Annotated in this window: 20 protein-coding genes and 3 pseudogenes; 6 read left to right on the top strand and 17 right to left on the bottom strand. The window is 45.1% G+C overall.

Going from position 1 to position 18,547, the window contains the following annotated elements; translation table 11 throughout:
* Window positions 1-161: 161 nt before the first annotated feature.
* A pseudogene (locus tag HV477_RS24950) lies at window positions 162-332 on the bottom strand (isocitrate/isopropylmalate family dehydrogenase); the annotation flags it as partial.
* Between the two features lie 148 nt (window positions 333-480).
* Here HV477_RS24950 and HV477_RS24955 point away from each other — a divergent pair.
* Window positions 481-822: a hypothetical protein gene (locus tag HV477_RS24955; RefSeq protein ID WP_000858440.1), complete on the top strand. Its 342-nt coding sequence runs from the start codon at window positions 481-483 to the stop codon at window positions 820-822.
* A gap of 223 nt (window positions 823-1,045) precedes the next feature.
* Here HV477_RS24955 and HV477_RS24960 read toward each other — a convergent pair.
* Window positions 1,046-1,222: pseudogene (locus HV477_RS24960) on the bottom strand (IS4/IS5 family transposase); the annotation flags it as partial.
* Between the two features lie 245 nt (window positions 1,223-1,467).
* Between HV477_RS24960 and HV477_RS24965 the strand changes: the two are divergent.
* Together HV477_RS24965 and HV477_RS24970 are read left to right on the top strand one after the other, a co-directional pair.
* The gene (locus HV477_RS24965) at window positions 1,468-2,535 is read left to right on the top strand and encodes an LD-carboxypeptidase (RefSeq protein ID WP_227003478.1); all 1,068 of its coding nucleotides are present in this window, start codon (window positions 1,468-1,470) and stop codon (window positions 2,533-2,535) included.
* Between the two features lie 290 nt (window positions 2,536-2,825).
* On the top strand, window positions 2,826-4,442 hold the full coding sequence (locus tag HV477_RS24970; RefSeq protein ID WP_065618843.1) for an ABC transporter substrate-binding protein: 1,617 nt from the start codon (window positions 2,826-2,828) through the stop codon (window positions 4,440-4,442).
* Window positions 4,443-4,728: 286 nt separating this feature from the next.
* Here HV477_RS24970 and HV477_RS24975 read toward each other — a convergent pair.
* Both HV477_RS24975 and HV477_RS24980 read right to left on the bottom strand, forming a co-directional pair.
* Window positions 4,729-4,872: pseudogene (locus tag HV477_RS24975) on the bottom strand (integrase core domain-containing protein); the annotation flags it as partial.
* Window positions 4,873-5,178: 306 nt separating this feature from the next.
* Complete coding sequence (locus HV477_RS24980) at window positions 5,179-5,472, bottom strand: Bro-N domain-containing protein (protein WP_175065502.1); 294 nt, start codon at window positions 5,470-5,472, stop codon at window positions 5,179-5,181.
* Between HV477_RS24980 and HV477_RS24985 the strand changes: the two genes are divergently transcribed.
* Window positions 5,458-6,507 (top strand): ParB/RepB/Spo0J family plasmid partition protein, encoded by a 1,050-nt coding sequence (locus HV477_RS24985; protein WP_187787718.1) that lies wholly within the window; start codon window positions 5,458-5,460, stop codon window positions 6,505-6,507. The genes HV477_RS24980 and HV477_RS24985 overlap by 15 nt on opposite strands.
* Window positions 6,508-6,611: 104 nt before the next feature.
* Here HV477_RS24985 and HV477_RS24990 read toward each other — a convergent pair whose 3' ends face one another.
* From HV477_RS24990 to HV477_RS24995, 3 genes are read right to left on the bottom strand one after another with little or no spacing between them, the layout of a single operon-like run.
* Complete coding sequence (locus HV477_RS24990; protein ID WP_001539798.1) at window positions 6,612-6,920, bottom strand: hypothetical protein; 309 nt, start codon at window positions 6,918-6,920, stop codon at window positions 6,612-6,614.
* 2 nt (window positions 6,921-6,922) lie between these two features.
* Window positions 6,923-7,162: a hypothetical protein gene (locus tag HV477_RS28650; protein ID WP_023228861.1), complete on the bottom strand. Its 240-nt coding sequence runs from the start codon at window positions 7,160-7,162 to the stop codon at window positions 6,923-6,925.
* Between the two features lie 57 nt (window positions 7,163-7,219).
* A complete protein-coding gene (locus HV477_RS24995; protein WP_175065503.1) occupies window positions 7,220-7,816 on the bottom strand; it encodes a recombinase family protein in 597 nt (198 codons plus the stop codon).
* Window positions 7,817-7,845: 29 nt separating this feature from the next.
* Here HV477_RS24995 and HV477_RS25000 point away from each other — a divergent pair, with 29 nt between their 5' ends.
* A complete protein-coding gene (locus HV477_RS25000) occupies window positions 7,846-8,712 on the top strand; it encodes a phage tail protein (RefSeq protein ID WP_175065504.1) in 867 nt (288 codons plus the stop codon).
* 2 nt (window positions 8,713-8,714) lie between these two features.
* Window positions 8,715-9,248, top strand: a complete 534-nt coding sequence (locus tag HV477_RS25005; protein ID WP_175065505.1) for a tail fiber assembly protein — start codon at window positions 8,715-8,717, stop codon at window positions 9,246-9,248.
* A gap of 4 nt (window positions 9,249-9,252) precedes the next feature.
* Here the strand turns inward: HV477_RS25005 and HV477_RS25010 are convergent, their stop codons facing one another.
* Genes HV477_RS25010 through HV477_RS25055 form a run of 10 tightly spaced genes read right to left on the bottom strand, consistent with a single transcriptional unit; the run spans window position 9,253 to window position 18,545 of the window.
* Complete coding sequence (locus HV477_RS25010; protein ID WP_175065506.1) at window positions 9,253-9,870, bottom strand: tail fiber assembly protein; 618 nt, start codon at window positions 9,868-9,870, stop codon at window positions 9,253-9,255.
* Window positions 9,840-11,732, bottom strand: coding sequence for a phage tail protein (locus tag HV477_RS28655; RefSeq protein ID WP_254621712.1), 1,893 nt, complete (start codon window positions 11,730-11,732; stop codon window positions 9,840-9,842). The genes HV477_RS25010 and HV477_RS28655 overlap by 31 nt, the downstream gene beginning before the upstream one ends.
* Window positions 11,733-11,786: 54 nt before the next feature.
* On the bottom strand, window positions 11,787-12,368 hold the full coding sequence (locus HV477_RS25020; RefSeq protein ID WP_023220967.1) for a phage tail protein I: 582 nt from the start codon (window positions 12,366-12,368) through the stop codon (window positions 11,787-11,789).
* Window positions 12,361-13,485 (bottom strand): baseplate J/gp47 family protein, encoded by a 1,125-nt coding sequence (locus HV477_RS25025; protein ID WP_020844514.1) that lies wholly within the window; start codon window positions 13,483-13,485, stop codon window positions 12,361-12,363. The genes HV477_RS25020 and HV477_RS25025 overlap by 8 nt, the downstream gene beginning before the upstream one ends.
* Window positions 13,482-13,805, bottom strand: a complete 324-nt coding sequence (locus HV477_RS25030) for a hypothetical protein (RefSeq protein WP_021000619.1) — start codon at window positions 13,803-13,805, stop codon at window positions 13,482-13,484. The genes HV477_RS25025 and HV477_RS25030 overlap by 4 nt, the downstream gene beginning before the upstream one ends.
* Window positions 13,802-14,269 (bottom strand): phage tail protein, encoded by a 468-nt coding sequence (locus HV477_RS25035; protein WP_024145350.1) that lies wholly within the window; start codon window positions 14,267-14,269, stop codon window positions 13,802-13,804. Before HV477_RS25035 ends, HV477_RS25030 begins: the two co-directional genes overlap by 4 nt.
* Window positions 14,266-14,886: a phage baseplate assembly protein V gene (locus HV477_RS25040; protein ID WP_001623397.1), complete on the bottom strand. Its 621-nt coding sequence runs from the start codon at window positions 14,884-14,886 to the stop codon at window positions 14,266-14,268. Before HV477_RS25040 ends, HV477_RS25035 begins: the two co-directional genes overlap by 4 nt.
* Entirely contained in the window at window positions 14,887-15,888 is a 1,002-nt protein-coding gene (locus tag HV477_RS25045; RefSeq protein ID WP_001623396.1) for a phage late control D family protein, read from the bottom strand.
* Window positions 15,878-16,096 carry a tail protein X gene (locus tag HV477_RS29105; protein WP_021000622.1) on the bottom strand — a complete coding sequence of 73 codons (219 nt, stop codon included), beginning with the start codon at window positions 16,094-16,096 and terminating at the stop codon, window positions 15,878-15,880. Before HV477_RS29105 ends, HV477_RS25045 begins: the two co-directional genes overlap by 11 nt.
* On the bottom strand, window positions 16,089-18,545 hold the full coding sequence (locus tag HV477_RS25055; protein ID WP_175065507.1) for a phage tail tape measure protein: 2,457 nt from the start codon (window positions 18,543-18,545) through the stop codon (window positions 16,089-16,091). The genes HV477_RS29105 and HV477_RS25055 overlap by 8 nt, the downstream gene beginning before the upstream one ends.
* Window positions 18,546-18,547 lie beyond the last annotated feature (2 nt).

The following is an 18,547-nucleotide window of genomic DNA, read 5'->3' on the forward strand; positions in this document are numbered from 1 at the left end:
AGTTGCCAGACCGCAAGATGTTTTAACAAATCAAAAGGGGTTTTAATAACTGACTTAAAGCTGAAAGCTTTCCGGAACCCCCAGCCTAGCTGGGGGTTTTCCATAGACAAATAAAAACGGGGACGTTAAGTCCCCGTTTTAGTTTTTAACAATTATCGTTATTACATATTTGCGATAATCGCGTCGCCAAACTCACTACATTTCAGCAGTTTAGCGCCTTCCATCAGGCGTTCAAAGTCATAGGTCACGGTCTTCGCGGCAATCGCGCCTTCCATACCTTTAACAATCAGGTCTGCGGCTTCGAACCACTGCATGTGGCGCAGCAGCATTTTTAACAACCAAACTTAGTTTATTGAATTTAAAGAGTTTAACGTTTTATCAGCAACTATATCCACCACTTTTACCTTCATCATAACAAGCTGATTTTGTATAGTTTACGTTGAGTTTTGATAACCACTTTAGGACTAAATGGAGATAAGTTTGAAAACTTCTGTTCTCATTCAGAAACTGATGGAGATTGATAAAACTGTGCCATTCGATGCGGATGTAGTAACCGGTGAAGAGTGGTGGCCAATCCCGATTTCTCGTGTCTATCACAATCCACCCCATACTTTTGTCGAATTTGAAACAGGCGAACAATCCCAAGATGACCCTGATGAGCTGACCATTTATAGTGAATTAGAGATCCGAGTACACCAAATGATACAAATCAGAGACTTCGTGCAATCCAACAAAAATCTACAACCTGAAGAAATTATCTCGGAGTTAAACGTTCAGATTGAGCGTTTAAGGGCAATGGCTGAGGCAATTTTGAAGCAATAATTTGTACTATATCCTTGGCGCATGGCGGTGGGTTCAACTCCCGCCAGCCCACCAATCATGACTGGACAGTGATAGGACATCACTAGCAATAACCGAAAGTTAGCAGTGCCAGCAGGACACCTACCAGACGGTGAGGGGATAAAAAAGGATACGTAAAGGAGCTGCGGCTCCCTAATAACAAGAAAGCCCGCTTATGTGCTGAGTAATCCCCACAAACTCAGCGCTAATAAACCAGAACCATACTTCGGTAAGTTCTGGCGAAGTGGTTAAGAACGGTGCTCAGTACCGTTCGTCTTAAAATTAGCGGAGAATGTCTCAGGATATTCTCCACGAATGTCAGATATGAAATGACTCTTCTCAACTTCACACTGTTCGCCTGATATCTCAGATGTAATCCTTTATATAGTATTACAAGACACACTGAGCACGAAAAAAGGAAGCCGACAAAATCATCCCGGACAGCATGGCGGCTCCGGGAGTCCCCGGTAGAAGAGTACGGTAACGTACTAGGCCGTGCCGTTATTCGGGAGAAAAAATTACATCGCAGGCATCTTTATAACTGATCAACGTGCAATTTATTGAATAAATATTGATTTACTTCATGATAGTATGAAAATAGAAATCCTACACTAAAAAGGTCGTATAATGGTAACTCGCCGTGAATTTCTTTTGAAAACAACTGGTGTAGCAGTTTGTAGCTCATTAGATTTTAATTCATTTGCTGGCATTAAAGATACACCACGCAATATGCCATCCTGGGATTTTTTAAAGGAAGGGGATGTCATTGACGTTATAGCTCCATCTTCGCCAATTGATAATCCACAAGAACGTTACAAAAAAATAGAACAGTACTTTAAAGAAAACACGCCTTTTAAGATAAACATTCCTGATCATTTAATAGAGCCTACAGCGTTACTGGATGAAGCTAATACAATCTGGAAGCGCGCGAAATTTGTCTATGATGCTTTCTGTTCAGAGTCAAAAGCGATCTGGGCGATATCAGGCGGAGGTTGGGGCGCTAGTATACTTGGCGAATTGATGAGTTATCCGAAACCAGATAAAATAAAACCAATTATTGGCTATTCTGACATTACGGCATTACATATTTATGCAAATGAATACTTAAATTTCCCCTCGATACACTCCGTCGTTCTGGGTATTAATGGCGATATTTTTCCGGGATACAATAAAAATGGCCTGGGAGCAACATTAGATATTCTTAGCGGAAAAAAAACAGATGTTATATATGAGTTATCACCGCTTAATAAATTTGCTGCCTCAATGACAGAGGTTACAGGTAAAATTGTTGGTGGAAATTCTCTTTTGGTTTCTGCGCTTAATGGAGCTTCGGGGCTTTCGCTTAAAACTAAGGGAAAATTCCTATTCCTAGAATCTATTGCGGATGATCCCGGCCAGTTTTCTAGGAAATTGATGGGGTTGGCCTATTCGCCAGTAATAAAGAATTGCTTAGGGGTGATATTTGGAGATGTTATTAAAGATGGTGGTAAAACAAACTCACCTCTGGTTCAAAGTCAGTTTGATTATATTATTCACCGATTCTCAGAAAAATTCATTGGAGATAAAATTGCGTTAAAAGCAAATAATATTTTTGGTCATGGTGCGATCAATATGCCATTGCCACTTAATACTTTTGCTGTGATAAAGCGTAACGGTGCGAGTATAATTGCTACAATTAGTGCTAATAGACTTTGAGCTTATTAGCTCAGATATGGACCTTTATCCCGACATACTTCATTAGTCGCTAGGTATAGTTTACTCTCTACCAAACTTATAATTATTAATCATAACCGTCTGTATTTTATAGACATGGAAATTATTATTCAATGTTGTTGACCTTTTATTGTGGATGCATATGTTAACTATTTATCAATAATCTTGGCTAAGAGCTTATCACATAAAAGGAGGTAGTGATGTTAAAAATGGGAATAACTATTATTAAACCTGATTATAATGAAGATTTCATCACTTTACGTAAGGTTTTTATGCAAAATATTATCTCAGTCATCTGTTGTATACTAATGATTAGCTATTTTTCTCTGGGATATGCAGCGGATATTCCCAACGGAGTGGTACTGGCAGAGAAACAAGAACTGGTTCGTCAAATAAAAGATGAGCCAGCTTCGCTAGATCCGGCAAAAGCTGTAGGATTACCTGAAATCCAGGTAATCCGCGACTTGTATGAAGGGTTGGTTAACCAGAATAAAAAAGGCGAAATTATTCCTGGCGTCGCCACCCAGTGGAGAAGTAACGATAATCGCACCTGGACGTTTACGCTGCGAGATAATGCAAAATGGTCTGATGGCACGCCTGTTACTGCTCAGGATTTTGTCTATAGCTGGCGACGTCTGGTAGACCCAATAACACTTTCGCCATTTTCCTGGTTCGCCGTGCTGGCAGGAATTACAAACGCAAAGTCGATTATTAATGGTAAAATCGCGCCGGACCAGCTTGGGGTAGAGGCTATTGACGCGCATACCCTGCGTATCCACCTGGATAAACCGTTGCCCTGGTTCGCCAGACTGACCGCCTGTTTTGCATTTTATCCGGTACAGAAAAAAAACGTTGAAAGTGGTAAGGAATGGACGCAGCCAGGAAAATTGATTGGCAATGGCGCATATGTGCTTACAGAGCGCGTTGTGAATGAAAAGCTGGTTGTCGAGCCTAATAAATATTACTGGGATAATGATAAAACGGCGTTACAAAAAGTAACATTTTTGCCAATCAATCGAGAGTCAGAGGCGACCAATCGCTATCTTGCGGGTGACATCGATATTACAGAAACGTTTCCTAAGATTATGTACCAACAACTGATGAAGAATATTCCCGGGCAGGTATATACGCCGCTTACATTAGGTACTGACTATTATGCGTTTAATACTCAAAAGGGGCCAACTGCGGACTCTCGCGTTCGTCTTGCTTTAAGTATGACGATTAATCGACGCCTTATAACTGAAAAAGTGTTAGGTACAGGTGAAAAACCCGCCTGGCATTTTACCCCTGATATAACTGCAGGATTTACGTCTACGCCTTCACCCTTTGAAAAAATGAGCCAGGAAAAACTTAATGCTCAGGCTAAAAGTTTACTTCGTGCGGCAGGATATGGACCGCAAAAACACCTTAATTTAAGACTTCTTTACAATACCTCAGAAAACAATCAGAAAATCGCTATTGCTGTGGCATCGATGTGGAAAAAAAATCTAGGAGTGGATGTTAAATTACAAAACCAGGAGTGGAAAACCTATATCGACAGCCGTAATAATGGAAACTTTGATGTAATCCGTGCCTCTTGGGTGGGGGATTATAATGAAGCCTCGACTTTCTTGTCGTTGTTAACCTCCACTCATTCAGGAAATATTTCACGATTTAATAATCCTGCCTACGATAAAATCATAATGCAGGCAATGACAGAGCACACCTTGCAGGCACGCAATGCAGATTATAATGCAGCCGAAAGAATACTTCGGGAACAGGCGCCTATTGCTCCGATTTATCAGGAAACTAATGGAAGACTAATTAAACCATGGGTAAAAGGATATCCTATTACTAATCCGGAAGATGTGGCTTATAGTCGCACTATGTATATTATAAAGCATCAATGATTACACATGAATTTAATAGTTATAGGGTCTCTCGGTGACGCCTTGACGATATTTATTTCGCGATGGCCTTATCCATTCGGTAACAGACAAATACATTTTTTAATTTTCGGCAGAGGTTTTAAACTCAATGAATTGTAAGGAGCGGGAGCCGATAGGTTCCCGCTCTTTATGACTTATGAAAAATATTCGCCAAAAAATTTGCATCCCTGGCGCCGGGTAACGGGGCGGAATAATGTATTTTTATTTTTCCTCCGAAGACGATGGCTCTTCTGTAAATAGACTCGTTTTAGTTCCATGCATTTTTTGAGATCCCGGCAAAATGATGGTGCTGTCGGTATTCCTCCGGTGTCATATTATTCAGCGATTTATGCGGACGTTCACCGTTATATTCTGATAACCATTTTTCCGTGATTTCACGTACTTCATTCAGGGGGCAGTTTGGATATAAAGAATTATTGTACTGTAAGCCTATTTTTTAATAGGCTTACCTATCGCTGTGGGGTTGTAGTCCCGCGCTATACAGTGTTTTCAGGGGATTTTGTCTAATCGGATAACCTAAATGCGATACGGAATACGCGATAATTTAAAAGGCCACTGACGCTAAATCAATCCCTTACGAATTATTATGGTTAAATAATGCGCTAAACGTACAATAATTTCCGATCTCCAAACTGACCCCATAACGGCCACTTTTGCGTATTGTCGGCAAAACAACGTTAAACACCCAATCCTGAAACTACCGTGCCTCCGGTTTATTGCTGCGGAAAATGACGCGGTACAGGTTAGATTCATTGACGAAAGTCAGTTGCTGTTTGCCACCGCCTGTAGGGATTACATTTTTTGTAACCCCTTCCATGCTCATCTGGAAGCGTGTTGGGCTGGCAACTGAAACGGAGAGGATTTCACACACATCTTTCAGGCAAAACCACGGCTCACCATTGATGATCTGAACCCGAACGTCGTGCTTTCCTTCAAACTTTAATGTATGCTCTTGTTGAGCGAGCGTGTGAGAAACATGGTCGGGAACCATGTCACCCTGCCAGTCTGTGGCCGTGACGTCACATTCACTCTGGAAACCGTAGCTGCGGAAATGGTTGAACGGGCCACTATGGTCTGGTCTGGCAACGAACGTGACCAGGCGCTGCTGACACAGGCGGCTCTTGATGACCTTATTCCTTCATTTCTGACGTCCGGACAACAAAATCCGGCACTTGGCCGCAAAATTTCCGGTATTATCGAGGTAGCTGACGGTAGTCGCCGCCGCCAGACTGCGATTTATACGCACAGCGAATACCGCGTTCTGGTCGGGGATCTGGACGACGAGCAGATGGCCTGGTTATCCACGATCGGCAACAGCTATCGACAGACCAGCGCCTATGAGCGCGGGAAACGCTATGCCCGCCGCCTAAAAAATGAGTTTGGTGACAACGTCAGTAAGCTGGCCGAGGCGGAAAATATCTCACGGAAAATCATCATGCGCTGCATTAAAACAGCCGAACTGCCGCGAAAAATCATCGCATTATTCAGCAATCCCAATGAACTGAGTGCTCGTGCCGGTGAATCCCTGGCGAAGGTGTACGCGGGAAATGAGGATGCTGTACTGGCGTTTGCCCAGCACCTTGCCAAACGTCAGAAAGACGGTGAGTCATTCGAAACTGATGAAATCCTGAAACAGTTACATAACGTAGCCGAAAAACCAACAAAACCTGCAACGCGTGAGCGCCTGTTTGGTCAGGGGATCAAGGCGAAGTACAAAGGGGATTCCGTATCATTCCAGCTGAATAACGTTTCTCCGGTAGTGATCCAGAAAATTGAAACATTACTGAAAGAGTACCAGGAAGAGCAACAAAAGCTAGTTAGCGAAGCTGTCGACGATGCGTTCGTCGAAATCGATACAGTGACAAATTTTATCCGGGCTGCAGCTACTGGTATTGATTACGATATTCCAGCAAACGAGCTGCAGACTATGATTCCATTCTCGCGAACTGTACTAAAGGAACACACAAACGAGGCTGATCGGATTAAACGAATCGCTGATGAAATAACCAGACGTTATATTATATAAGCCGGCAGGGCTGCGTCTGACCTACGACAGGAGACGACGCTTGGCGATATTACCATATACAGTCAGGTAAAAAAATTGGGACCGTGGTCTCAACGTTACATCAATCAGCCAGAAAAATTTATCCGGCTAATAAAATACGTAACTTTTCCTATAACAACTACACCATCCAGCGCCTCGCCTTCAATCGCTTCACCATCATCAATAATTAACGCCTGCCCCATTATTTTTGCAAAACGTAATGCCCCGTCAGAACGTATCAATACTGTATCTCCCTGCCGCTGAATCAGTGAAACGTCAACGACTGCATAACCATCTGATGTATAGACAATCCAACTATTAGCGTTGATACCACACAAAATATCTACAGTCAGGCGGGGCTCGACGTAGTCACTTGCAGGAGACGGAAAGCCCATGCTTAAAGCCCTCCGTTAGGGTTAAATAACTGGAATGTGCGGTTTTCTCCTTCCTGCGTCGATATATCCCTGAACGTAGTCACATGCCATTCGATCCACCTGTTTGCCTCGCGCAGGCTCCAGTAATGGTTTACCTTCTCCAGTTCCTGAACAAATCTCCCTGTTGTAACTGTTTTTCTGCCACTCGGTTCAAACATTATGGCGTTACGCCAGGCCATTTCTATCTCATAGTGACGGGGCATAATATCCGCTCCTGATAATACTGTTTATACAAACAGTATTATCAGATGATGAGGAGATCAAGACGGTAGATAACTTTCAATTTCCACGCCTGTATAACTAACTGATTTACCAACAGGGAATTTTTTGTATAGTGTCGACAGACCCACATCATAAATAATCGCTACCTGCTGTCGCGGTACTCCTGCCCTAATCAGGCGCCCCGCCTGCGCCCATTGCTCCGGGGTGAGCTTTGGACGCCTGCCACCAATTCGCCCCTGCGCTCTTGCCGCTTCCAGCCCGGCGCGGGTTCTTTCCACAATTAATTCACGTTCCATTTCAGCGAGTGCGCCCATGACATGAAAGAAGAAACGCCCCATTGGTGTACTGGTATCGATGGAATCGGTCAGGCTGCGGAAATTAACGCCACGCTCCCGCAGCTCCTCTATCAGAACGACCAGATGACGCATACTGCGACCCAGGCGATCTAACTTCCATACAACCAGTGTGTCTCCTGCAGTTAATGTCCGGAGCAACTTTTTCAGTCCGGGCCTTTCGGATTTCGTTCCGCTTATTTTGTCTTCAAAAATCAGTTCACATCCTGCGCAATTCAGCGCGTTTCGCTGTAAATCGGTGTTCTGGTCATTTGTTGATACCCGCACATAGCCAATTTGCACAATAGGCACCCTCGCAAAAGGCTGGGAACATGCCATTTACGACCGTTTTCTGCATTTTCAGAAACGTCGGTTTAGAAGAAACGATAAATCTGGCAAAAAGTGCAGTCCCGGCGACACGCCGGATTAACAGTAAACCACTGTCCGGTGATATCACTTTGTCAGCTGCTGATGTGAATGCATTCGCGCTGGGGATGACGGGAGACTACACACTGGAAAATGACAAATCAGTCGGCTGGAACTGGAACAGCGGGGTTTACAACGTTCCTACTGGAGGTGCATCCAAGCTGATTTTGCATTTTAATATGAATATCGGCAGTTGTCCGGCAGTGCAGTTTTGTGTGAATTACAAGAATGGCGGTATTTCCTACCGTTCGGCACGCGACGGTTTTGGCTTTGAACTTGACTGGACAGAATTTTATACCACAACACGAAAACCATCCGCAGGTGATGTCGGTGCATTACCTGTTAGTGGTGGCGTAATTAACGGTAATCTCGGTATCGGTACACCTAATATTTTGGGAGGTAGTTCTATTGTATTAGGCGATAACGATACCGGCTTAAAACAAAACGGCGATGGCCTCCTGGATATTTATGCTAATGGTGTTCAGGTATTCCGCTTTCAGAACGACACACTGGAGAGTAAAAAATCCATCAATGTTACCGGACGATTAACGCTAACAGACTACGGTAATTTTGACAGCCGATACGTGCAGGATATCAGGCTGGGTAGCCTGCAATATGCACAGGTATGGAACGGTCCGGGGTTCAGTGACACTTCTGGTTACGTAATAACCGGTATCACTAATGGCAATAGTGATGAACTGGTTGACGGAGCGCACAGACGCCCAATACAGAAATTAATTGGCAACCAGTGGTATAACGTGGTGAGTATTTAATTATGATGCATCTGAAAAATATCGTAGCCGGTAATCCAAAAACGCCTGACCAGTATCAACTCACTAAAAAATTTGGTGTAGTGTGGCTGTTTGATGAAGATGGTAAAAACTGGTATGAGGAACAGAAGAAATTTTCTGCCGACTCATTAAAAATTGCCTACGATAAAAATAATATTATTGTGGATATTAACAAAGATGTTTCGGCAATAAATCCTGAAGGGTGCAGCGTTATTGAGTTACCTGATATCACAGCTAATCGCCGGGCGGATGTATCAGGACGCTGGATGTTTAATGGTGAGCAGGTGAGTAAACGTGTTTATTCTCCGGAGGAGCTACGCCAGCAGGCAGAAGCGAAAAAGGTCAAACTGCTCGAAGAGGCCGAGGCCGTTATTACACCACTTTCGCGCGCAGTAAAGCTGGGTATCGCAACCGATGAGGAACGGCAACGACTGGAGGTCTGGGAGCAATACAGCGTTCTGGTCAGTCGGGTGGATGCATCTGATCCTGACTGGCCGGATAAACCAGCCAGTCAGTAAAACATTATTTAGGTAATTCAGGCCACTTTATTTTTTCAAAGGTGGCCTCATCATTAACTTGTGAAAAATCAATATTTTTTAACTTATTAATGTATCCCATCCAATTGATTAGAGTGACTTTATTTTCATCGCTGATAATCCCCAGCGTTAATTCTGTGCGCCAGTCCTTAATGGCATTGTCTGCATCGTTAAGTAGTTTCTGTCGGGTGGTTTCGGCCTTAGCCTGATAATCCACCGGAACGGGTAAAACCTTACCATCTCTGTACAACCATGAGCCATCACCACGGCAATCATCAGGACAGTCAGCAGCGTCTATTTCCGCAACAGACATATTAACCGGCCACAGCATTGATACAGCATATGTGTTTCCACGTTGCGGGACTGGCTTATTAATAACACCCCAGATAACCCCCTCATGGTCGTACATGATTTTTGCGGTATCATCAGAAAATAATGACTGACATTCATACCAGTCCTGCCCGTCTTCTGACTCCAGAAAATATGCACCTATATTTATTTCAGACTGAGTTTTACCCCTGTTTACGGGCGCGTCAATAAGTCTGAAATTTTTAATGTCCTGATATTTTTTCATTATGCCGTCCCCCCTTGTACGGTATACCACTGAATACCTAATCTTTTTTGCAAAGGCGCATAAGCAATGCCATCAATATTTTCGCCTTGATTATCTTTCCAGACGGAGGTAACTACATATCCGGGGGTGTTAGGCCAGGAACCTGCATTGTTCCAGGTAACCACTGATGTGCCAGCCCCTAATTGAACATCTGCGACGAGATTATTATTCAGATGTGTACTTAGCCAGCCGTTCCAGACATTACCAAAAATATCCCCGTTACCAGCCATGCGTGACGTGCCATTTCCTGCCTGTACTTCGCCTGTAGCTACAGCGTTTCCGTTTACTTTCAGGGAAACCATGCTCTCCACAAGATTACCGATGAAACGTAATACATGTGTGTAGTTCGAGTAAACATCAAGCACGCCATCGCCGTTCTGTTTAAAACCAGTGTCATTATCACCAAGAACGATCGAATTGCCGCCCAGCGCATTATCAGTACCAATGCTTAGCGGACCGTTAAGACGCCCTCCGGCAATGGGCAGCGCCTGAACGTCATTTGCTGTGGGTTTATTAGCTGTGTTGTAGTCAACAATCCACGGGCGGCTGGTATTCGGTACAGTTCCCCAGTCCTGACGCTTTGCGTTAGCGCCCATATGCGCGTAATAGTGCTGAAACCAGACTTCACCGATTTTCTCAACAAACAGATATCCATAGCTGTACAGCTTGCTGCCATCCGGATAGGTGGGAAAATCAGCGACCGTATCAGAATTCGACACCTCCACCCGCCACCATCCTGGAGTATTAGCTGATGCCATCGTGCCATTATCGGTAATTTTTCCGACAGCACCGGCGGAAATGGCCCCCACATCTGACGCCCACAAAGTGATATCACCGGTCAGTGGTTTACTGTTAACCCGCCGTGTCGCCGGAACGGCATTTTTTACCAGATTTATCGTTTCTTCTAAACCGAGGTATTGGAGAAGCGCGGGAACATCCTTTCCACTCAGATTCGTCAATGTACCATCAAGGGGCTGCTTACCCGCTAATGCATTGGTCATTGTGGTTGCAAAGTTAGGGTCATCACCTAACGCTGCAGCCAGCTCATTAAGAGTATCCAGCGCCCCTGGAGATGAGTCGACAAGAGCTGCAATAGCCGATCTGACAAATGCCGTTGTTGCAAGTTGGGTGTCATTAGAACTCTGATCAGCAGTTGGAGCTGTAGGTTTCCCTGTGAAATTAGGGCTGGCCAGCTTAGCGTAAGCAAGCAGAACCTGTTTTATAAACGCGGTAGTCGCTATCTTTTGTGAATTATCAGATTCAGCGGTCGTTGGCGCTGTAGGCGTTCCTGTAAGGTTTGGGCTATCTAAATTTGCTTTCTTATCCAGCTCACCTTTCAGGCGCTTCGCCGAGACAGCAATAGCAGGGTCCAGACCTTCCTCAACCTCTTCAGCGGTCGCAAATCGGGAACCCCCAACAACGCTTTCTGATGCCGGAGGGTTAATAAATACAACATCCCCAAATGTGATATTTGCTGTATCCAGCGACTTAAACGTAATATCACTGGAAATCAACATAACGGTTGCTGATGATTTATTAATTATCGGCATTCGTCTGGAGTAAACGGCAAAGAGTATATTTTTATCCGTATACAATCCAACTGTGTGCACAACATACTCATCAGGAGAGTCATCTTTAGCTGATACATGAATTGTATCAGGTGATATCACCGCCCCACCGATACTAGTTATTCGTTTAATTTCATCATGAATATCAGTTTGTTCAGGTGAGGTAATATAATAACTGGAACCTATTCCAACTGATTTTATTTCAACCTTCTCGGTCCCGGTATTCGAGGCATTAATAATTGCCTGACGCCCGGCGTCAGTTATTGTGAATATTAATTTATCCATTTTAGTCCGTCACTAAATAATTTTAGAAAAGATAAATATTTAAGAAGGTAATTATTAACCCTCTCCGGTCAACCGAACATACGATACAGATTGAAGACCACCAGCAATACTAATACCGCCTGAAATATTAGCCGCCTGTGAGAATGAATATAATGTTCTGGCTGACTTAGCGTATTTTATGCTCCTTATTACATCATCAAGCATCTCCTTCGAAGGTACAGCACCATCAAAGGAGTTAATTGAAGCAACAATAGAAGCCGTGTATGGTTCTCCACGAGGCGACTGTTCGAACCACTCCTTGATATCAACGACACCGCCAAGACTGCTGACAACGTCTTCAACGGCCGCTCTGGTCCCTTTTATGCGCTTAGTCCTGATAATGGATTTAAAAACTGAGCGTTTTAGAGAAACAGGCCAGTTATCCCGCCACGTGTCAGAGTTCCACTGCCATGCAAGATGGTCGAGAACCGCAGATTCAAGACCATCAATTAGCCCATATATAGTGGTTTTAGGGATTAAATTATTAATTGCATGTAGTTCGTCATCGATAGCTTTTGACATAGCTATCACATCAGGGTTTTGAGCTAAATTCTGAGGTAATACATCCAGCAAACTAATGTCTGAGATATCAACCATCTTCTAACCCTTCATATGTACATTCTATATTTCTTTCTCTTGCCGCCTGAATTTCACTAATTACAGTAAATACCGGACTGGTTATTTCAAGGCGTTTAGCCCCTGCATTTTTAAATCTCGATATTATTTCATCAGGGTTAATATCTCGCCCCATAACAGAACGCTGCCACAACTTATATTCTTCAAGTGCCTTATTGACTTCACTTTGAATTAAAGTAGCCCTGCTTTTATCATCTGTACTTATCCAGTATTTTATCGAAATATCATAATCAACCTTGTCTGGCTTTTTGGGTATCACATGATCAGTAAACGGTCTGATATTAGTGGCGGAAAGAACATTACCTATCTGCTCCAGAAGCTCATCAGATGGAATGTCACCGTTCTTAAGCAGACAACGAATCTCAACAGTTCCGGCCGCAGGCGTATAAACATTCACATCTTTGATGTTCTGGTTAGCGGTTCTTGTCCAGTATTTATAGGAATCCTCGGGCCCTGCCGTCGAAAGTTTTTCCGGTGACAGCTGAATGCGCTCAGCATAGTTATCATCATCCTCTTGATCAGCTCCAGAATTCGATTCCGTCAGATTACTGACGCTGGCCACATAGGGGAGAGGCGTTATCAGTGCATTAATCTGGCCGGGTAAAAAACCATTACCTGAAACACCAGGCACCAGAGCATGTCCTGAGACTGTCCCACTCAGTGAACCAGGCGGGATTTCAGTTAAAACATCAGTCTGAAAAATAACATTATTCCCGGTCGTAATCTGTGTACCTGCCGGGATGGTATAAGCTCCCGTCAATACTGTTGATAGCCTGAATTCAAACGTAGTGAGGGCCGACTGAGCCTCAAGCCTTGGAGTATCTGTCATATAACCAAGATGATCGAGACTACTTTCTGTAGCATATGACAGCAGGTTTTGCTTTGCTGAATAATCAATAGCCTTGCGCTGCTGAACAATCACTGAGCACAGCGACTGAATAAAAAGGCGCCGCGGATCTGCTGGCGCCAGTGTTTCACCTGTGATTGCCTCGAATCCTCTTATAGCCCGGGTAACGATTTGTGAAGGATCAGAGTCCGCAAAGGTAATATCAGGCAACCCCCCTCGAGGTAAATTCATCTTTTGACTCCTATAACCAGTTTCGGCCGTATAACGCCATCTGAAGCATTCGCCTTGTCAAAACTGACTGAATGGATAATCGCGCGAGGTTCAAACTCACTGACTTTCTGAATAATCTCTCGCGTGGCCATAGCAATAAAAACAGGTGTCTGGCTATCCACCAGACCGGACGTGACCCCCAGTTTTCGTGAATAGGGGACCGTACCAGTCTGAGTGGCCAGAATTGTCGAGACATTCTGCAGAACTTCTTCAACAACAGTTTGTGGCGCCCAGTTAATACGATACGAAGACGCTGATACTGGCCAGGTGTCTTTGCTCATAATAATTTTCCTAATGCACCTTTAGTTTTAGATTCAACATCACCCGCAATATCTACCAACGCTTCGGCGAGCGAGGCCTGACCCGACTCCAGTAGTTTGATACCCACATTAATCACCCGGGGATTTCCTGTCGGGCCCAGATACGTCCAGCCTTCATCAATGTCAGAAATCACAAAATTTCCGAAATACTGGATACCAATGACAACCGGGTTAACCTCCTGTGCATTATGCATAAATCGCAGTAATGACAACGCAGCCAGCGGCACTACACCAAGCGTTGTATCAAGGCGCATGGTAAAACTCACTTCATCGAGATCCGGTCCAATATCTTCCAGAACCGGTTTGAGGCCGATAACTTCATGTCGGGCCAGGCGGCGTTTTGATGTACGTTTAAAATTGGCGAACGTATTCACCACCATTGACGACGCCACAAACGGCATTGATCCATACATGCCAACAATCACGCTTTTGCCTCCGATGTAGGGGCATATTCCCCTTGTGTGTCATGGTGGTGTTTTTTAACGCCAATACCGTCCACCACTACATCTCCACTCGTAACCTTAATCTCACCCTGAATATCCGCAGCAGTTCCACCTTCAGAGCTACCTTTCAGGCCACCAAGATAGGTAAGCAGACCTTTCACTGTGGCATTACCCGTTATGATGGTTTCCGGCGCATCAATCGTGACGGTTCCTGTGGCTTTAACCGTCACATCACCAACAGCATCGACCAGCAATGAATTTGATTCCCTGTCATTCTCAATACGGGTTCCATTCCTGAATCTGATAACGCGCTTGTTTACGGTGTTTGCAGGAGGGGTATGCGTTTCATCGTAAAAGCTGCCAAGGATAAAACCCTGCTGCGGTCCAACGGGAAAAAACAGGCATAAAACCTGCTCACCAACATCAGGCATCCAGTAATCAGCATTCTCATCCGTATTTTTCACAATGACCTGCAAACTGGCTGAGGTCACATTGTCCTGATCATCAAAAGTGACTCTGGCCGTCACTCCTTTTTCATCAATATCAGACACCACACCAACCCGGATAAGCTGGCGAATCAATGTTTCTAAATCGTTCATTCAGTATCCTTCAATGACTCTACGAATATCGGCCGATGTTGTATACCCACCGTTACTAATGGCATGAGTTGCTTTTGAAACCAGATACTTACCAGAAAATTTACCAAACCCGGCTAAATTGAGCGTGACGCCTGCAATAAGTCGGGTATCACCAGGCAACACCAAAGAACCGGTATTCTGATATCTGTTTTTTAATCTCAACGCCGCTTTCGCTTTACGCTTCGCCTCATCGAGGTTTGCGACCAGTTTTCTGATTTTGAGGTTGGCGCCATCTTCAACAGAAGGATCTTCCCAGGTATACGCCAGTGATTTTCTTTTTTTAGGTACCCGATATTTGCAGGTGCAGCTCTTATACAAATCAGAAGATTGAGCACTAAAGGAATAACGAATAATTTCATCAACACCCAGCGTCAGGGTTGCTATTGGCTCTTTTTCCTCAAACATTTCCTGAGCAAATATCACAAGCTGACTATCCGTAACTTTTAAGGACACGCCTTCATCCTGACAAAGACGATGGAGAAACTTTAAGTCGCTTTCCTCCATCTGGTCTTCACGTTCGTAATATGGATTACTGCCCTCATCGATAAGAAACATCAGCTCAAGGTTGGCCAGCTTCGCTATTGATGTAGCGATATCCCTGAGCGTAGTTTTCTCCCAGGCGTTGCTTTTCAAATCACGGCGTACACCAGCGGCTACGGGTACAGATACCGCGCTAACCTCAACAACAGAAGGAGGGCCAGACGATGTGATACCATCAACCTGAAAACTGCCACACTCCAGCGCTATCTGATTGAATGGCTTAAAGACAAGACGAATAAAGTCCCCTTTTTCAGGTGACCAGTCGCCAGACCATTTCCCGTCGTCGTTCTTCAGCGTAATAGCGATGTCATCAACCTGGCCATCCTCATTATCGGTATACGATATTGAGAGAATGTCAGGCTGCATGTCAGCCGTGATATCCATATTCTGGTAAATCACGTCAAAAAGAGTTTTACGTAACACTGTTTCGCTTCCACGGTGGCAGGTTATTCACGGTTGCCGGCTTTGCAGGTGCATCAGGAACAGTCAGGATGACTCCGGCAGAAAAAAGCACCGTTAAACGGTGCTTTGGGTTGGCATCAACAAGCAGATAAGACAGATATTCATTTCCATATAGTCTGGCGGCAATGCTGTCCCAGGCATCGCCCTGTATGGTCCTGTAATTATCCAAAGCTTAACCTCCGACTCTGAAAAAGGTGGGCGCTCATTTTCTTCTCAAAATCTGAGTAACCCGCGTCCAGCGCCCTCTGTACAGCCGCTTCTGTTTCCTTTGGTGAACCAGGGGGAAGATTAATCACTGGTGCGTATGTAATCCCACCAGGCGGTATGACGGCGCCCCCGGAGGCTCCCGAGCGAGATGACAGGCCTCCTGCAACTGATATTCCATGAGGAGAAAAGCGGGTCTGCCCGAACTTACCTGAAATTGCAGTCTGGAGGCTGTTACTCCCGTTAACTCCAGAGGCCAGCGTGGCCATTATTGCGCCACCGGATTTAGTCAGTTGAGAGAATGGCCCGCGCTTTGCGTCAGAAAATGGCAGGTACTCACGAACGGTCGCAAAAACACCCTTCACCTCATCAACCAGAGCACTGGCTTTCGATTTAATACCGGTGATCAGGGTTTCAATAATTTTAGCCCCGGAGTCGCTCCAGTTGATGGTGTTAAGTATGTCAGCCCCCGCTTTGAAGGCCTGTACCAGCCAGCCAACAGGCGTAAAATTCATGAATACAAATTTCAGTCCTTCAAGAGCCTTAACGCCATATTCCCTGATTGTTGGCCACACCTTTACCGCACAGGCCTTGATCTTGTCCCAGTTCTGATAGAGCAAAACCCCGGCCGCAACGAGAGCTGATATAGCCAGCTGTATCCAGCCAAAAGGAGTCATTTTTGTTGCTACAGACAGCGCCAGCATCGCCACACGACAGGCAATAACCGCGGTTCTCATTGCCAGTAACGCCCCGGCCGTCAATACAATCTGCGATACCAGATTGGGGTTATTTGCGACAAACTCACTGACTTTAGTAAGCAATGGCACCAGGACACCAAGCGCCGCGTTTAATGCTGGTTGTAGTGCCTGGCCAAAGCTCAGTGCGGCATTACTGGCCTGAATGCGGAGCTGCTTTAAACGCTCCGCATTATCTTTGGTGATATTCGCAAAATCGCGCTCAACAACAGCACCACCAGCACCAAGAGAGGTTTCCTTAATCCGTCGGTATTCTTCCCAGTTCTGGATCATTGGCCGGACAAAGTTCTGCACCTGCATATCACCAAAAAGCTCACCCAGTAATTTCTGATCGCCATTTTTGGTCATTTTGATGACAGACTTCATTGCCGCTTCAAACGGGTTCTGTCCTTTCTTTTGTGCGGAAGTAACGATTTTGTACATATCAACGCCAAAGTTCTTTTGAGCCTTCTTCAGCGTTTCAGGCGAAAGGATTTTCGCCATAAAGTTATTCATGTTGTTGGCGGCTTCATCAGAGGTTGATGCCCCCTTACGGGCTATCTGTAGTGCAGCCCCCATTGTTGCTGCAGCCTCATTCCCTCCCATTTTCAAGGCCTGGAACTGGGCGCCAAGAACAGGAAGATTTTTGGCCATATCCTTAAATTCGAAGTTCCCCTCTTTACCCGCCTGAACCAGAATCCCCATAGCTGTTTTCATTTGAGAGGGATCGATTTTAAGAGCATCGCTGAGTGTAAAGGATGCTTTGGAAACATCGAGTATGTCTGAGCCGGTTGCAGTCGCAGTACGCCCTATTGTCAGAAGGTTAGCCTGAGCTTCTTTGTAATCCTGACCAGCTGCAACCAGGAAGCCCTGAGCCGCCTGAATATCAGACGCAAACTGGTTTGTCGCAGCCCCGGTGACAAGCATCGCCTGGCCCATAGCCTGAACCTCAGCTGGCTTCATATCTGCTGTCAGGCCGATCATTTTGTTCTCACGGTTAAAATTAGCCGTGTTATTGGCCGCAGCAAATACCCCGGCAGCTACAGCTGTAGTCTGTACACCGGATCTGACTAACTGGCCTTTGGCTTCTCCGAGCTGTTCCATTTTCAGCTCGCGGCGTTTCTCCAGCGAACGGTTGAGTTCATCCTGAGCCCGTTTTGCATCCAGAATATTAGTCCTGGCCTGAGCCAGTGCTGTTTTATAGCGGATTACCTGCTCTACGCTGCGAGACTGAGCTTCACGATTGCGATCAATGCTGAGTTTCAACTCTTTTTCACGAGCTGTCAGCCCCTTAGCTGATGTATCAGCCCCACCGTAGGCGTTTTTCAGCGAAGCGAGCTCGTCACGCTGTGAACGTAACGATGTGCGTAAATTTGATGACTGAGTTTTTGCCCTTTCAAACTCCCGGATCATCGCCCGGGTTGGGTTCTCGGTATTACTTATCTGCCGCTGCAGCTCTTCCACGCGAGCGGCCGCTTTATGGTATTCAAGCGCCGTCTGCCCAACCCTGGCTTTCATCGCCTGAAGCTTTTGAACCTCGCCCTGGTCTTTTCTGAGATCGGTTAACTCAGAGTTAAGTTTCGCCACTGCCTGATGAGCAACGTTAAAACTCTTTGGGAGAGAGGCGGCAACTTTGCCGCCTATTTCAAAAGCCAGCTGAAAGTTCTTATTGCTGGCCATTA

Origin of the sequence: Salmonella sp. SG203, from assembly GCF_013350575.1 — a bacterium.
Classification (GTDB): domain Bacteria; phylum Pseudomonadota; class Gammaproteobacteria; order Enterobacterales; family Enterobacteriaceae; genus Salmonella; species Salmonella enterica.

Coding starts and splice junctions, on each gene's coding strand:
- HV477_RS24980 (WP_175065502.1), bottom strand. CDS start 5,472: ATGGTTCCCGACCATGTTTCTCACACGCTCGCTCAACAAGAGCATACA.
- HV477_RS25030 (WP_021000619.1), bottom strand. CDS start 13,805: ATGAGCAAAGACACCTGGCCAGTATCAGCGTCTTCGTATCGTATTAAC.
- HV477_RS24985 (WP_187787718.1), top strand. CDS start 5,458: ATGGTCGGGAACCATGTCACCCTGCCAGTCTGTGGCCGTGACGTCACA.
- HV477_RS24970 (WP_065618843.1), top strand. CDS start 2,826: ATGCAAAATATTATCTCAGTCATCTGTTGTATACTAATGATTAGCTAT.
- HV477_RS25025 (WP_020844514.1), bottom strand. CDS start 13,485: ATGAATTTACCTCGAGGGGGGTTGCCTGATATTACCTTTGCGGACTCT.
- HV477_RS25005 (WP_175065505.1), top strand. CDS start 8,715: ATGATGCATCTGAAAAATATCGTAGCCGGTAATCCAAAAACGCCTGAC.
- HV477_RS24965 (WP_227003478.1), top strand. CDS start 1,468: ATGGTAACTCGCCGTGAATTTCTTTTGAAAACAACTGGTGTAGCAGTT.
- HV477_RS25040 (WP_001623397.1), bottom strand. CDS start 14,886: ATGAACGATTTAGAAACATTGATTCGCCAGCTTATCCGGGTTGGTGTG.
- HV477_RS24990 (WP_001539798.1), bottom strand. CDS start 6,920: ATGGGCTTTCCGTCTCCTGCAAGTGACTACGTCGAGCCCCGCCTGACT.
- HV477_RS28650 (WP_023228861.1), bottom strand. CDS start 7,162: ATGCCCCGTCACTATGAGATAGAAATGGCCTGGCGTAACGCCATAATG.
- HV477_RS25055 (WP_175065507.1), bottom strand. CDS start 18,545: ATGGCCAGCAATAAGAACTTTCAGCTGGCTTTTGAAATAGGCGGCAAA.
- HV477_RS25020 (WP_023220967.1), bottom strand. CDS start 12,368: ATGGTTGATATCTCAGACATTAGTTTGCTGGATGTATTACCTCAGAAT.
- HV477_RS28655 (WP_254621712.1), bottom strand. CDS start 11,732: ATGGATAAATTAATATTCACAATAACTGACGCCGGGCGTCAGGCAATT.
- HV477_RS25000 (WP_175065504.1), top strand. CDS start 7,846: ATGCCATTTACGACCGTTTTCTGCATTTTCAGAAACGTCGGTTTAGAA.